Annotated in this window: 15 protein-coding genes and 1 pseudogene; 5 read left to right on the forward strand and 11 right to left on the reverse strand. The window is 69.9% G+C overall.

Annotated features, from left to right (window positions below; all coding sequences use genetic code 11):
* Nucleotides 1-335: 335 nt before the first annotated feature.
* The 11 genes from ACL02U_RS28995 to ACL02U_RS29045 form a co-directional block, all read right to left on the reverse strand.
* Entirely contained in the window at nt 336-1,811 is a 1,476-nt protein-coding gene (locus tag ACL02U_RS28995; RefSeq protein WP_412793956.1) for an ATP-binding protein, read from the reverse strand.
* A 2-nt stretch (nt 1,812-1,813) separates the two neighbouring features.
* On the reverse strand, nt 1,814-2,641 hold the full coding sequence (locus tag ACL02U_RS29000) for a bifunctional DNA primase/polymerase (protein ID WP_412793943.1): 828 nt from the start codon (nt 2,639-2,641) through the stop codon (nt 1,814-1,816).
* Entirely contained in the window at nt 2,638-3,324 is a 687-nt protein-coding gene (locus tag ACL02U_RS29005) for an SAM-dependent methyltransferase (protein WP_412793944.1), read from the reverse strand. Before ACL02U_RS29005 ends, ACL02U_RS29000 begins: the two co-directional genes overlap by 4 nt.
* A 90-nt stretch (nt 3,325-3,414) precedes the next feature.
* A complete protein-coding gene (locus ACL02U_RS29010) occupies nt 3,415-3,918 on the reverse strand; it encodes a hypothetical protein (RefSeq protein WP_412793945.1) in 504 nt (167 codons plus the stop codon).
* A gap of 13 nt (nt 3,919-3,931) precedes the next feature.
* Complete coding sequence (locus ACL02U_RS29015) at nt 3,932-4,438, reverse strand: hypothetical protein (protein WP_412793946.1); 507 nt, start codon at nt 4,436-4,438, stop codon at nt 3,932-3,934.
* A gap of 24 nt (nt 4,439-4,462) precedes the next feature.
* On the reverse strand, nt 4,463-4,654 hold the full coding sequence (locus ACL02U_RS29020) for a hypothetical protein (RefSeq protein ID WP_193454344.1): 192 nt from the start codon (nt 4,652-4,654) through the stop codon (nt 4,463-4,465).
* A 213-nt stretch (nt 4,655-4,867) separates the two neighbouring features.
* The gene (locus tag ACL02U_RS29025) at nt 4,868-6,982 is read right to left on the reverse strand and encodes an FtsK/SpoIIIE domain-containing protein (protein WP_412793947.1); all 2,115 of its coding nucleotides are present in this window, start codon (nt 6,980-6,982) and stop codon (nt 4,868-4,870) included.
* A gap of 1 nt (nt 6,983) precedes the next feature.
* Entirely contained in the window at nt 6,984-8,579 is a 1,596-nt protein-coding gene (locus ACL02U_RS29030; protein ID WP_412793948.1) for a hypothetical protein, read from the reverse strand.
* Between the two features lie 96 nt (nt 8,580-8,675).
* Nucleotides 8,676-9,014, reverse strand: coding sequence for an RRQRL motif-containing zinc-binding protein (locus ACL02U_RS29035; protein ID WP_412793957.1), 339 nt, complete (start codon nt 9,012-9,014; stop codon nt 8,676-8,678).
* Complete coding sequence (locus ACL02U_RS29040) at nt 9,008-10,117, reverse strand: hypothetical protein (protein ID WP_412793949.1); 1,110 nt, start codon at nt 10,115-10,117, stop codon at nt 9,008-9,010. The genes ACL02U_RS29035 and ACL02U_RS29040 overlap by 7 nt, the downstream gene beginning before the upstream one ends.
* Nucleotides 10,114-10,371: a DUF6284 family protein gene (locus ACL02U_RS29045; protein ID WP_412793950.1), complete on the reverse strand. Its 258-nt coding sequence runs from the start codon at nt 10,369-10,371 to the stop codon at nt 10,114-10,116. The genes ACL02U_RS29040 and ACL02U_RS29045 overlap by 4 nt, the downstream gene beginning before the upstream one ends.
* 583 nt (nt 10,372-10,954) lie before the next feature.
* Between ACL02U_RS29045 and ACL02U_RS29050 the strand changes: the two genes are divergently transcribed.
* From ACL02U_RS29050 to ACL02U_RS29070, 5 genes and pseudogenes are all read left to right on the forward strand, one after another.
* Nucleotides 10,955-11,311, forward strand: a complete 357-nt coding sequence (locus ACL02U_RS29050) for a GntR family transcriptional regulator (protein ID WP_412793958.1) — start codon at nt 10,955-10,957, stop codon at nt 11,309-11,311.
* A gap of 232 nt (nt 11,312-11,543) precedes the next feature.
* Nucleotides 11,544-12,560, forward strand: coding sequence for an AAA family ATPase (locus ACL02U_RS29055; RefSeq protein WP_412793951.1), 1,017 nt, complete (start codon nt 11,544-11,546; stop codon nt 12,558-12,560).
* Between the two features lie 11 nt (nt 12,561-12,571).
* Nucleotides 12,572-13,144 carry a guanylate kinase gene (locus ACL02U_RS29060; RefSeq protein ID WP_412793952.1) on the forward strand — a complete coding sequence of 191 codons (573 nt, stop codon included), beginning with the start codon at nt 12,572-12,574 and terminating at the stop codon, nt 13,142-13,144.
* Nucleotides 13,120-13,533: pseudogene (locus tag ACL02U_RS29065) on the forward strand (NAD(P)-binding domain-containing protein); the annotation flags it as partial. The gene ACL02U_RS29060 and the pseudogene ACL02U_RS29065, both read left to right, overlap by 25 nt.
* 186 nt (nt 13,534-13,719) lie before the next feature.
* The coding region (locus ACL02U_RS29070; RefSeq protein WP_412793959.1) for a DUF1932 domain-containing protein at nt 13,720-13,988 on the forward strand (269 nt) is incomplete at its 3' end.

A 13,988-nucleotide genomic window follows, 5' to 3' on the forward strand; every position in this document is an offset into this window, starting at 1 on the left:
GACGCAGCACGGCGGGGGTGCGTCACTGCCGCGTCACCTGCGTCACGGTGGCGTGACGCAGGTGACGCACGATGACGCAGAGGATCGGCTCTGCGTCACGCTCCTTCCGGCTGGTCAGGGGCCGTTTTCCGTCGCGTGTGACGCAGGTGACGCAGCGTTCCCCTACTTAGGAAAGAGAGGGGGTGGTGTCTGTTGTTGTGCGCGGCTCAGAGCGCGAAGAAGGAGCCGCTGCCGCGGCACGTCCTCGGGCGGTGCTGCGCACCGAACAGCAAGAGGAGCACCCATCGCCGCGTCGCCCCGGGTGCTCTTCTTGCTGTTGTGCGGTGACCTCGCGTTCAGAACGCGGGCTCCTGTTGCGGCCCGGGTGCCGGCGCGGGTTCGGTGAGTTCGATGTAGCGGGCCTCGCGTGTGCGCCCCCAGTCCACGACCAGGCCGCGGGCGGCGAGGGTGGGCTGAAGGCGCTTGAGCCGGTCGGAGAGAACCTTGCCGGTGGTCGGCCACCCCTTGGGCAGCGGGCGGCAGTCCTCGCCGCTGTAGAGCCGGGTGAGGAGGTGCAGCCACTCCGCGGACGTCATCCGCTCCTGTGCCCCGGGTTGCATGCCGGCCGCGTACTGGAGCACGGTCTGCGCGAGCAGGTCGCCCTCGATGACGTCGTCGTTGAGATCGTCCAGACCGGCCCGGTAGGCCGCCAGCGCTCCGAGGCCCATCGCCGCGTCGAGCTGCGCGCACAGGTGGGCGAAGTCCGCCATCCGCAGGTCCGTCGGCGTCTCAGCGGTGGCGGCGCGGACCTTGACGGTCAGGTCCAGCAGGGAGCCGAGCATGACGGGCAGGGCTTCCGCGTACTCCGCCCACAGCTCCGCTTCGGTGCGCCGCACCTTCGGGCGTTCCAGGCGGAGCGGGAGGAGGCGTTCGGCGAGGTCGGGGCGGATGACGCCGACGTCGATGCCGGTCAGGAGCAGGGGGCGGCGGTAGCGGGCGCGGAAGACGTCTCCGTCGGTGAACAGCGCGCGCTTGACGCTCTCGGCTCCGGTGACGATGCAGCACATGGCGTCGGACAGGTCCGGGGTCATGTGGGAGAGGTTGTCCAGCGCGGTGACCCATCCCGCGGCGACGGCGGCGATCAGGTTGTCCTCGTCCTTCGGGGCCCGGCGCAGGTCCCCGGTCATGCCCTCGATGAGCCGGATCAGCATCCGCCCGCCGGTGGACTTCCCCGCGCCCTGGGGGCCGGTGAGGAAGGGGGCGGGGACGGGCACGGAGGGTTCCAGGCAACCGATCAGCCAGGCCGTGGCCAGGCACTCGGTCTCGGCGTTGGCGAAGTTGCAGAGCCGAAAGAGCAGGTCGATGCCCTTGCCGTTGGTGTCCTTGACGGGCAGCGGGAGTTCGCCGGTGAGCTGGGTGCGCCGCCAGCACACCTCGCTCGGGTCGGGGGTGCGGATGTCCCAGCCGGTGGGGTGGATGCGGACCGACTGGCCGTCGTTGCGGCCCAGGTCCAGCCAGGTGGCTCCGTCCAAGCCGGGGGCGACGCGGATGTGGACGGGCTGGACCTGCTCGGTGAGGGCGAGTGCTTCGATCAAGTCGAGTGCCTCCTTTATCGCGGTGCCGTTGAACGTGCCGAGTCCGTCCTTGAACAGTCCGACCATGAGTTCCTGTCGGTGGCTTCCGGTGGTGCCCTGTGAGCGGATCGGGCGGGCCACGGGGTGGCCCTTGCGCTGTGCGTAGACAGTGCCGTCCGCGGTGCGGAAGTAGCGGAAGCGTTCTTGGGCGTAGTCCGCGATGACCTTTCGGGCCGGGTTCTTGTCGTCGTCGTCCATGCTCACAGTCCCAACGTGGTGCGGGCGTTGTTCCACGCGTCCGTGCAGTGCCGCGGGCTTTCGCCCTTGGTCTGCGCGGCGGTGAACAGGCGAGCGACATGCGTGTCGGCGAGGCAGCCGCACCGGCCGTGCGTCGACAGCACCGCGAGGAACGTCCGGTACACCGTGGCGTGCACGGCGCTGCGGGCCTCGGTGATGCGCTGTTCCGCCATGGTGATCCCGCGTTCGAGGTAGGCGGGGGTGCGGTGGCGGCATACCCCGCCCCCGGCCGGCGCGGGAACCCTGACGGGTACGGGGGCCGCGGGCTTGGCTGCGGTGAGCGCGCGCACGACGTCGGGCAGCGCGGCCATGGTGCCGGTGCCGGACCCAAGCCAGCGGGCGTAGGCCATCGTGGACTTAATATCCACGCCGGGCCGCACGCCGTTGGCCGACGGCATCATCCCGAGGTAGAGCCAGTGCTCGCCGCGGGTCGTGGGCACGGTCCGGGTGGCGGGCAGGGTCTCGCGGGCCCACGCGATGGCGTCGGCGTTGTCGCAGTCCACGACCGTGAAGCCGGCGCCGCCAGGGTGGTAGGCAACAGCTGCCGCCGCGCGCCAGGCTCGTGCCCACGCTGGGGAGTTGATGACGGCGGAGTCTGTGGTGGCGGCGGCCCAGCCGTGGCAGGGGGCGGGGCACGTGCAGGGGCCGGGGGTCTTCATGTGCGGGCGCCCGCCGCACGAGGTGTACAGACACGCGCGGCAGTTGGCGAAGGGCACCTTGCCCTTGCGCAGCGGCAGGACGGGCAGCCCCTCGGCCGCGAGCTGGAGGGCGGTGCGCAGGTGGTTGTTCACGCCGCCACCGCCAACCCGGTGTGTGCGAGGAACGCGCGCCCGATGTGCTCGCTATAGGCGGGCGGGATGCACTCGCGGATGCCGTCGCGGTTCATCCACGGCACCCCGAGCACGTCACGGGCGGCCTGGACGCCGGAGAAGTTGCCGACGAACTGCCCGTAGTGCCCGGAAGGGACGGGGCGGCCCATCTTGGCCTGCGGCACCCTGTGAACCGGGTGTGCAGGCTGCAGGAGGGTGAAGCCGCCGCCGGTCTCGAAGAACCGGTGCCGGTAGGTGGCCACGCCGAACATGGGCCCGCACAGCATCACCGGATCGTGCAGCTTGGGCAGCGCGCCGCGCACGTTCTCCATCACCCACGATCGGCCGGTGCTCTCCAGGGCGGCGCGGGTGGGCGCGATCAGGTCGGGATGGGCGTTGTCCTGGATGCGCTGGCAGTCGCTGTCGTGCTGGCACGGCGGCGAAGCATGGATGAAGTCGAACGCGGTGCCATGGGCTAGCACGAACGCGATCGCATCGGCCTGCACGAACCGGTACGGGTAGCGGGGCTGCGGGTCCTTGTCGACGCCGGTCACGTCGAACCCGGCGTCGGCGTAGCCCTTGGCCGCGCCGCCCTGGCAGCAGTACAGGTCCAGCAGGCGCGGCCGGTGGCCGCGCACTCGCCGGATGTCGGTGGGTTGGGTCATCCTGGATGTCTCCAGTTCCTTGATGGTGACTGGTTGGCAAGGGCGGCCCCGCTTCTTTGGCGAGAGTGGGGGGTCGCCCTTGGCGTAGAGCTACTCGTCCGGGCAGTCGCAGTCCTCGGGCGACTGCTGGCAGTAGGAGCAGCGCGGGCAGTCACAGCCGCAGGCGTGCAGGACGCCGACGCAGTAGCACTGGCACATGCCCTCCCCGCACGGCTCCTCGTCCGGTTCGTCATCCACCTGGCATCCCAGCGGCGCCACGGCGGAGTGCAGGGAGTCCAGGGCCTGCGACAGGCGTTGTGCGCGAGCGATGGCCGTTCGGGCGGCCTGCACGGCTCGGGAAGCGGCCTGGTCGACGTCCGCGCCGCCGTCGGCGGTGAGCAGCCTGGCTTGATGAGTGTCGCTGACGGGCTGCATGGCCTGGGTGAGGGCCTGGGGAAGCATGCGGGACAGGTGGGCGAGCGCCCCGATGACGGTGTAGGCGTCGCCGGGGTACTGCCATCCCTCGCCCGTGGTCCGGGTGAGGTGGTTGATGCTGCGGATCGCTTCGGCGGCCTGGTCGGCCAGGGCCGCGGGGGTCATGGTCTGCGTGGTCACGTACAGGCTCCTGTCAGTTGTGCAGGTGGGTGTGCGAGCGGGCGAACGCACCCCGGGTGTGGGTGGTGACGTGGGTGTTCTTGGTGACCGGCCCGGTGTAGACGGCTCGGGAGACGGATCGCTTGGCGTGGGAGAACGCGGCGCCGATGGAGAGCGCGGCGAACGCGATGCCGGACAGGAGGACGCCCATGCAGACGACGCCGGTCACGGACATGGAGGCGAATCCCTTCAGCACGAGCCAGATGCCGCAGCCGACCCCGGTGGTGCCGGCGCCGATGCCAATGGAGGCGACCGCCGCGCCGGCAGCCCAGGCGGGCACGATCCTGCGGTCGTCCTGCCAGATGGGCTGCGCGTCCCCGACGGTCGGGTGCTCGGTGTCGTCGCGGTAGGACGTCGGGATGGGCGCCGGGGGCGGGGCGGGCCGGTAGACGTCGTCGATGATGCGGCGGGCTTCGGCGTTGGCCGCGTCATCGCTCATGCGCGGCCACCAGTCGGTGGCGGCGTTCTCGGTCTCGCTCACGGCAGGTGTCTCCCTTCTGGTAGATCAGGCGATGGTGGATGCGGCGTTGATGAGGGCCTGTATGGCGGCGCGGATGGCGGTGGAGGCTCCGGTGTCGGCGGTGAAGAACCCGAAGAGGAACACCGCGAGCGCGGCGCCCGGGCCGACGTAGCGGGAGCGGATGAGGACGAACGTCAGGAGCCCGAAGAGGGCGACGGCGGACAGGGTCACGATCACGAGCGGCCCCCTTGGGCAACGGCCGGCGGGCGGCACCCGAACCCGGGTGCCGCCCGCCGATGGCTTGTCGTCTGACTTGTCGTGCGGCTTGTCGCTTGTCTTGTCGCCTTGCTTGTCTTGTCGCTTGTCGCCTTGCAGGTCACGAGCCGTTTCCGACCCCCACGACACCCCGAGAACGGGTGTGCGTGCGGGACGGGTGACAAGCGACAAGCACTACTCGCCCGAGGGTGGCTCGGGGGCGTGGTCGCGGTGGACGTAGCGGGCTTTGGTGCCTTCCCCGACCCGCACCGCGGTGCCCTCATCGGCCCACGTCTTGAGCCAGCCCACGACCGTCTGCCGCGTCGTGCCGTACTCGTTCGCCAGTGCACGAGCGATCGCAGACGCGCCCGTTCCTTCCCGGCCCGCGGCGAGGAGCGCGGCGAGCGCGGCCCGCTGCGCGGGACTGTCCTGCTCCTGCTCCTTGCGCAGTGCGGACAGGTTCAGCCCCGCCGCGGGCGGTGGGGTGTCGGGGTCGGGTGCGGTGGCGAACTGGGCGTCGATCTCTTCGCGGAACCGGCGCAACAGGTCGTCGTCCCCGCCCGGCGTCCCGGCGCGGTCGGTGCGCAGTGCGGACAGGTTCAGCCCACCCTCAGCGCTGGAGGCCGATTGCTCGGTGCCGGTCGCTTCCGGGGTGAGGTCGCGCATCCACGCCGTGCGCTCCGCGTCCCACCGCCGCGCGTAGTCGGCGCCCGCGGCATTCGCGGACACCGCGTCCAGACGCGGGTGCCGGTCGCTGGTGGCGACGGTGATGTCCCGGATCTGGGAGGGCTTGATCCGCCACGCCTTGAACAGCGCGCCCGGCGACTCGGGGGTGCCCATGAAGCCGGCACCCTTGAACGGCGCCTGATCCACCCGCAGCCCGCGCCGACCGGGGAACATCTTGGAGAGGTCCATGCCCTCGGTCTCGCCACCGGTCAGGGCGACGCGGACCTTGGCCTCACGGCGGATGAGGAGGTTGCCCAGCACGCTGCCGGTCGCCCCGAGCGCGGTGATGATCGTGCGTCCGCCCATCGAGCGGTGCATGCGGATGAACTCATAGATCCGCTTGGCGAGTTCCTTCATCCGCCGGTCGTTGCTGACCAGGATCTCCGCGCCCTCGTCGATGACCAGCATGATCTGCGGAATCTTCGCGCTCACCGGCAGCAGGTCGGTGTCGTGCTTGGCCATCAGCTCCTGATACGCGCGCTTGCGGTGCAGACCGACCGCGATCGCCGCGTCCAGCAGCTTCAGCGCCTCCTCGTAGGTCCCGGCGAGCCAGTCCACGCCGGGCCGCACCGGATTCCCGTCCGCCTGCTTGAGTTCGCCACTCAGGGCGGGGCGCACCCAGGGCAGGCCGGCGGATCCGGCGTTCAGGTCGATCACCCAGGTTAGGACGTCCTCGGCGCGGGCGAGTCCGGCCAGGATCGTGTGCAGCATGTTCGTCTTGCCCGACCCGGTCGGCCCGACGACCAGCGCGCACTGTTCACGCAGGTAGGCGAGCACGTCGTCACCGTTGGTGCGGAAGCCCCAGGGGATGCCGGTCAGGATCGACAGCGGCGCGTAGTCCTCGGGGTAGGTGCGGGCTTCGGCAAGCACGTTGCGGGTGGTGACGTCCACGATCGCCCGGCCCTGGTGTACGCCGGGGCCGACCGCGGCGGTGCAGCCGTGCGGCAGCTTCGCGTCCGCCGACAGGGCCGCGGCGTACTGGGCGATGCGGTCGTAGGTGGTGCCGCCCTGCGGTTCGAGATCGAGGGAGTAGCCGTTGCCGGTCTCCCACATCTCCACGGCCAGCACGCGCACGGTGATGTTGCAGATCCGGCGGATCCGCTCCACCCACTCCGCGGCGATCTGGCGTCGCTCCGCACTCATCTCCTGCGCGATCTGGCGACGCTCCGCCGCGAGGGCCTCTTCCTCGCGGGCCTCTTCGTACAGGGCGACGGAGCGGGCCCCGGCGCCCATCCCGACGCCGATTGTGGCGAGGGAGCCGAGGGCGGCCCACGACAGGGGGCCGGTGGCCATGGCCCAGGTGGTCCACCCGGCGCCGACCAGCCAGGACGCGGCTTTGAACGCGAGGGTGCGGCCCGCGTTGCGGACCTTGAGCCCGGCGACGGTGTGGCCGAGGGCGCCGGCACCCCCGACAGCGAGCGCCCACAGGGGCGGCATGCCGGTCGCGGCGCCGGTAGTGGCGATGGCCAGGGCGCCGGTGGTCGCGGACAGAGTGCCGGTCACGGGTCCGTGACCGGCACTCCAGTCCAGCACCGGGCCACTGTCCGCCTGCTTCTTCTTGTTCGCGGCAGTGGTGGCACTCATGTCAGACGTTCCAGCCCTTCTCGGCTTCCGGGCCGTTGCGGGGGTCCTCGTGACGGGCGATGTCCTGCTCGTGGGCCTGCCGGAACAGCGGCCCCATGTCCTCGGCAACCGCGACCGCGCTCATCAGGGCGCCGAAGATGTCGTTGAAGCCGTCCGCGACCTCCTTCTCCAGCGGAAACTCGCTGTCCGCGCGCTCGGCGAGGGTCTTCATCACGTTCGCCACGCTGGTCAGCGCGGCCGGGAGCCCTTCGACCATGGCGAGGATCTCCATGGCGTCCTCGGGGTCGTAGGACTGTGCGGCCTGCTCCATCTCGGCGGCGTGCTCTTCGAACTGGAACCCGGACACGTGCTCTCCTTCACTGGTCGACGTGCGGTCGGTGTTGTTCGGAACGGGCCCGGCCGGGCGCTCCACCCGGTCCCCGAGCCCGTCGGTGACGTCCTTGGCGGCCTCCTGCTCTGCCGCGTCCTCCGCGGCTGCCTGCTCCTCACTGATCGCCGTATCGCGCTCGGCGCGCTGCTCGCGGGCCGCGCCGGTCAGCCGTCGGTACAGGCGCCGGCCGGGGTGAACGAGCCAGGGCAGGCCCAACTTTCGGCCCAACGGGCTGGACAGGAACCCGAGGAGACCGATCGGCAGGGCGAGCAGTGCGGCCAGGGCGCGGCGCCCGTGGAAGCGTGCTGCAGAGCGGCGCAGGGCCTTCCTCGCGGCCTGCCGGACGGGCGCCTTGCGCACGCTGGACCGCCCGTCGGCCACCTTCCGTGCGGTGGCCGCGTCCCGGCGGGCACGCTGCTTTTCGATGGCCGCCTGCTTCACCGCACGCGCCTTCCGGCTCGCACCCCCGAGCATCCGACCCGCCAGACCACCCGACCGCGACCGCGCCTTATGGGGCTTGGGGGCGTTGCGGCGAGCGTCGGCCACCGCGCGTCGGGCCGCGGAGGTCTGCTCCCGCTTCTGCGCGCGGGACGCTCCAGCCTGCTTCTGCGCCTTCCGCAGCGCCTTGACCTGCCCCGCATTGGACAGCGCACCCGCCGCACCGCCGCGACCACCGTTCTTGAGCCCGGCGGGCTTGTTCAGGGAGAGCGGAGCACTGTGCTTGGCCGCCCCGGACCGTCCTTGACCAGCCGCGCCACGCCCCAGACCGGCGCCCGGCCCGCGCCGCTTCTGACCGGGGACCTTCCCCGACCCGCCAGCCGTGCGACCGCCGCCTGAACTGCTCTTGCGACCGGCGGTGTTGAGGCCGCCGGATCGGTGCCGGGCGGCGTGCTGGCGGGCCGCAGTCCGCGCGGCGGCCCGACGCGCGGCCTGCTTCGGGCGCGGGTTGCGGCTGCGGTAGGAGGCGAGGGTGCCGAACACGACCATGCCGGTCGCGGCGACCACCGCGGCAACCGGCCCGCCGACCAGCCCCGCCCCCGCGATCGTGGAGACCGTGGCGTTGGCCCCGGACAGGGCCAGCGGCGCCACCGGCCAACCACCCGGAGCATCCTCTACCTGGCTGTTCCTCTGCTCATCCGCCTTGCCCACAACCTGTGCAGGGCTCGGGGCGGGCGGGGTGTCGGTGGTGGCGGGGGCCACTACCGCTTCCGTACTGATGTCGGTCATGCTGAGAGCACTCCTTCCGGGAGTGAGAAGCAGGGCCCAAACGCGCCGGTGGAAGGGATGCGTTGGGGCCCTGCGGCTTAATGGGGGATGCGCTGTTCAGGCGGCGCACTGTTCCTCGGGAGCGGCACAGGAGCCGCACATGCCCAGCGAGGGCGGGATGACGTAGCCGACGTCGTGCCGACACTCGGGGCAGACGCGGCGGGCGGCGTTGGCCTTGGCCAGGGCCGCCCACCGGCCCGGGGTCATCGGACGCACCGGCTTGGCCTGGTCGATGCGGTACAGGTAGGCGACCAGCGGGCCGCGCCGGCGCCGCGGGCGTTCGAGCTGGGCGGCGACGTCCTGCCCGCCGGGCCGCAGACCCAGGGCGCGCAGTTGCCGGTAGGTCGCGTAGCCCTCGGGGGCCAGGCGCCAGCGGTAGACGGGCAGGCTCACGATGTGCTCTCGGCGGCCATGAGCGTGGTCCACGCCTCACGCACCCGGTCCTCGGCGCCCTTGAAGCCCTGCCCGCGGAACTCCGTCGCGGCCTGCCGATACGACAGCGGCGGGTTCTGCGAGTGCCGCAGGAACCGCAGCACCACGACCAGCTGAGCGTCCGAGAGCGTGGCTCCCGGCTCGGGGACCGTCACACCCGCGACCATCGCCACGTCCGCGAGCGTCACGGCCGGGAGGTGAACCTCCTCATCCCGTGACTGCTCCGCATCCTCGGCGGGCGGTTCGACGTCCAGCGTCACGGCGGCGTCACGCCCGTCGTCACACTCACTCGGCAGGCCGGAAGACAGGACGTTGACCTGCGTGTCTTCCGCCTCCCGGGCCGTGTCCGAGGGCGGCAGCGCCGGTGCCGTCGCGGGAGCGGATTCGGCGGGTGTGACGGTCGGCGTCACGGGCATGCCGAACATGGCGGCCAGCGCCGCATCCGCGCCCTCGGTCACGCGCTCGCGCTGCACGTCCACGAGTCGCGCCCCGAGCGTGACGTCACCGACGCCGACCTTCTCCGCGAGCTTCCACGACTCCCGCTCCGACTGTGCCTGCACCTTGGCGTCCGGGTGGTTGGCGGCACGGGCCCAGTGATAGGCGAGAGCCTGAACAAGCTCAGCGGTCTTGCGCTCGGCCTCCGGATCGCGGCCATCGCGGTGCACGACGATGCGACGCGCGAGGAACGCGGCGCCTTCGGCGGACACGGACATGCCCATCGGGGTCAGGGCGTAGATGACCAGGCGCCCCGCATCCGGAGCAGCCATCGCCGACATCGCCGACGCTGCGGCCGGCAGCGCCCACAGTCCGGCGCGGACCGGCCACGGGGACGCCTGGCCCAGCATCGTCAGACCGAGCAGCACCAGCGCGAGGACCGCGGTGGCGCCCTCGCCGGCCGCGACCGCACCGGCCGCGGTGCCCTTGCCGTACATGTGGCTGATGTTGGAGAACGTGCCGATCGCACCGAACCCGCCGGTCGCGACCATCGGCACGAAGGCCGCGGTTAGCACGAGCGCCTGGCCGCGGGTGAGCTTGCGCGGCGACGTCGTGACGGTAGTGCCGGTCATGCGGCTTCCCCCGTCCCGAGACGGTTGGCCACCGTGCGGCGCGCGGCCAGCACCTTGTTCGCGGCCCGGCGCAGACGACGCTGGTCCAGCTCCGACACCGGCCGGTCCAACAGGCTGATCTGGACGTCCAGCAAGTCCATCTCCGCCTTGATCAGCGGGCGCTCCAACTCGATGGCGTGAAGGTCCTGCCAGGACGGTTCCGCGTCGGGCAGGCCATCGGTAACGGGCTCCTGAACAGCAACGATGAGCTTCATGGGTCGTGTCTCCCTAGCAGTAGGCAACGGCCCGAACAGCGGCCCCGGTGTTCGAGCACCGGGGTCGCACGCCGTTGAAGTCGGTAGATCCGGCTCCCCTCAGCGCTGCTCGTACGAGACGAGCAGCGGAGGCAACCGGCCGCAGCCGATGAGCTGCGGAGAGGTCGGGATGCGCTGTACTCGCGCACGGGACAGACCCGTACGCGCCCGCCCGCTTGCAGAGGTGGGGCGGGACTCCCTCAGGACCCATCGACTACCCGTGTGCAGGTAGCTGGGTCCGCACGCTGTTGAGTTCTCAAGACACCCCGTCCAGGGGGCGCCACAGTCGCTCCTCGGCGAGCGCGGTAACCCCAGGTCAGGGCTCCCGTTCTCACGGGGCTCGCCAAGCGCTTTCGTGCAGGTCAAACAGGCCGTCAAGCGATCCACCCGTTGCAGGACGAATCCCTCTGCATCTCTGCCTCAGAGTGCACTGTGAGACAGAGTGCGTCAAGCCTCCTCGCGGAACAAGCGGCATGGGACGCTGGTTCTACCTCTGCGGCACAGGCACTATGAGGCAGGGGCCGAAACGAAACTTGGGGTGCAGATGGTCGAGTGGACCGGCAAGCAGTTCGCCTATCAGCAGGTGGCCGATGACCTGCGGCGACGCATCGCGGGTGGCGAGTTCGCAGAGACCGGGCAGCTCCCCTCGTACGGGGATCTCCAGAAGGCCTACGGAGTTACGGTGACCGTGGCCCGCGCCGCCATCAATCAGCTCAAGGCCGACCGGCTCGTCGTCAGCCACCAGGGCAAGGGCGTGTTCCTGACTGCCGGCGCCGACCAGTCCGCCGCGCAGCTCGCCGATCCGGTCGGGACCTTGACGGAGCTGCGCGAGGAAGTTGCCAAACTGCGGACCGAAGTCGGAGAGCTGCGCCAACGCGTCGCGACCCTGGAAGAGAACTAACCTTCCAGCAAACCGGGGTGGGGCCTGAACAGCCGCGCCGTGGGGCATCTGAACCTCCTCGTTCGTGTGCCACAAGTTCACCGCCGCGGCGCGAAAACCGGTATCACGTCCCGCTACCCGAGAAAGTCCGAGCGGTTTTATACATCCGCTTACACATGCGCTATCACGAATTTCCACAGCGCTAGCCGGGCCGCTACACTCGCGGCTCCGACTAGCTATCTAGGAGGGGCAGATGGCTCGGAAGCACCCGGATTGGAAGCCGGATCTCCTGCGGATGCACCGCGAAGAGATAGGGCTCACCCTGGAAGACACGGGGGAGAAGCTCCGCGAAATCGCGGAGCGGCACGGCTTCAACATTGCCGCGAACTTCCAGACAATCTGGGGCCACGAAAAGGGTTCGGTATATCCAGGTCCACATTACCGCCGGGCATACTGCCGTCTCTATCGTCGCAATGAGGCCCAACTCGGCTTCCGTAAAGCCCTGCCCGGAGAAGATGCCCCTGTGGAATCCGTACCGGCGCCTGCTTCCGCTGAGCGAAAGCTCCCCGACCAACCGGACGCAGTACGTAAAGCACTGAGCAGCATCCGCGAGGGCACCGACGACGTGGACAGCGAGGCTCTGCGCAATCGTGTGGTCAACGCATGGAGCCGCCACACAGCAGGGGCAAGCACTGACGGGCCGACCGTGATCCTGGTCGGGGGGTACGCAGGGTCGGGGAAGTCAGAGTTCGCGAAGTTCCTCGGAGGGCTCACCGGTTGGCCGATCCTCGACAAGGACTCACTTACGCGCCCGCTGGTCGATCAGCTGCTTGTTTCACTGGACGGAGAGGCACACGACCGGAGCTCGGATCTTTACCGAGAAAAGGTCCGGCCACTGGAATACCGATGCCTCATGGAAGCTGCGTGGGACAACTTGAATTGCGGGATCTCGGCAATCCTCGACGCTCCGTTCATCGCAGAGTTTGCCCAGCCCGAGTGGATGCAGCGCTTCCAAAATCGTTGCCGGTCCAAGCGGGTTTCGGTGGCGACCATATGGGTTGAGTGCGACCTCGAATCGATGCGTGAGTACATCGAATTCCGAGGCGCGGCACGCGATGCCTGGAAAATGGAAGCGTGGGAGGAATACGCGTCGGGGCTTGATCTGAAGTTCCGTCCTCAGGGCCCGCACTTCGTTGTTGACAACAGCCTCGGCGCTGCCGTCGCCCTGGTCGACGAAGCGCGCGACGTGCTGAGTGGCGGCGGGCTGTGATGCCGTCCGGCGTGATCCTGTACGGGCCGCCTGGCTCGGGCAAGGACACCGTCACAACTGAACTGACGCGGCTTCGACCGGAATTCGAGCTATTCGAGCGGCTCAAGGCTGGACCCGGACGCACGACCGGATACCGGCTCACGACCGTTGACCACATCGAAGAACTGTCGCGCGCGGGAGGACTCCTCTACCGCAACGCCCGCTACGGCGCTGAGTACGCCATCGACCGGCAGGGCCTCGCGGCCCTGGTCGACGCCGGCCGCATCCCCGTTCTGCACATGGGGCAGGTCGTGGGGGCCAGTGCAGCGGCTAACTTCCCTCTGCACTGGATTCGCGTCCTCCTGTGGTGCCCACTGGACGTCACGGAGTCGCGTTCGATCGGCCGCGGAGACAAGGACGTAGAGGCTCGGGTGAAGGTCTGGCACGAGACCCGGGAGGATCTGTTGGCCCACGAATCCGAGCCGTGGACCCTCATCCTCCGGACCGACCAACTCAGCCCCGCCGAGTCCGCCAATGCCATCATCGACGCACTCACGGCAAACGCCTCAGCCGAGAGTCGGAGCATTCGGGAGCTTGTCGAATGACGACGCTCGGCATCCTGCACCCGGGCAGCATGGGAGCCGCCGTCGCCGCTCAGGCGCGGCGCTCCGGTGTTGAGGTTCTGTGGTGTCCGGCCGGACGCAGCGCGAGAAGCAGGGAACGAGCCGAGCGATACGGTCTCACGCCAGTACACGCGCTGAGCGAGATGGCCGAGCGGGCCGACATCATCCTGAGCCTGTGCCCGCCGGCCGCCGCCGAGGAAGTGGCGCGGAACGTCACGGCGTGCTCGTACGCCGGAATCTACGTCGATGGGAACGCTGTCTCTCCCGCAACGATGGCCAACATCAGCGCCATCGTGCAGCGCTCCGGGGCGACCGCAGTCGACGGCTCCGTGATCGGGTCTCCGCCGTCGGCCTCGAAGAGCCCCCGCCTCTACCTGTCCGGGCCAGCCGACGCGCTGCACCAGGTGGCCCAGCTCTTCGACAGGAGCGCTGTTCAAGCACGTCTCCTATCAGGCGAGATCGGGCAGGCGTCCGCGCTCAAACTCTCGTACAGCAGCTACCAGAAGGCCAGCCGCGCTCTGGCCGCGGTCGCCTACGCCCTCGCCAGTGACCACGGGGTGGAGGCGGAACTACTCGACATCGCCGAAGGCCGTACAACCAGCTACCTGGCAGAGACCGCGTACTTCCCTAAGGTCGCCGCTCGGTCGTGGCGCTGGGGCCCGGAGATGAAAGAGGCGGCGCACGCTCTCGAAGAAGCGGGGCTCCCCTCTGAGCTGGCCAACGCCGCAGCCGCCGTGATGGAGCGATGGGCAGGTTTCAAGGACACGACGCCGGATCTCACGCTCGTACTAGAGAAGCTGCACACGGACCCGCACGGCGAGCCGAC

It is taken from the genome of Streptomyces sp. MS06, from assembly GCF_047200655.1.
Classification (GTDB): Bacteria; Actinomycetota; Actinomycetes; order Streptomycetales; family Streptomycetaceae; genus Streptomyces.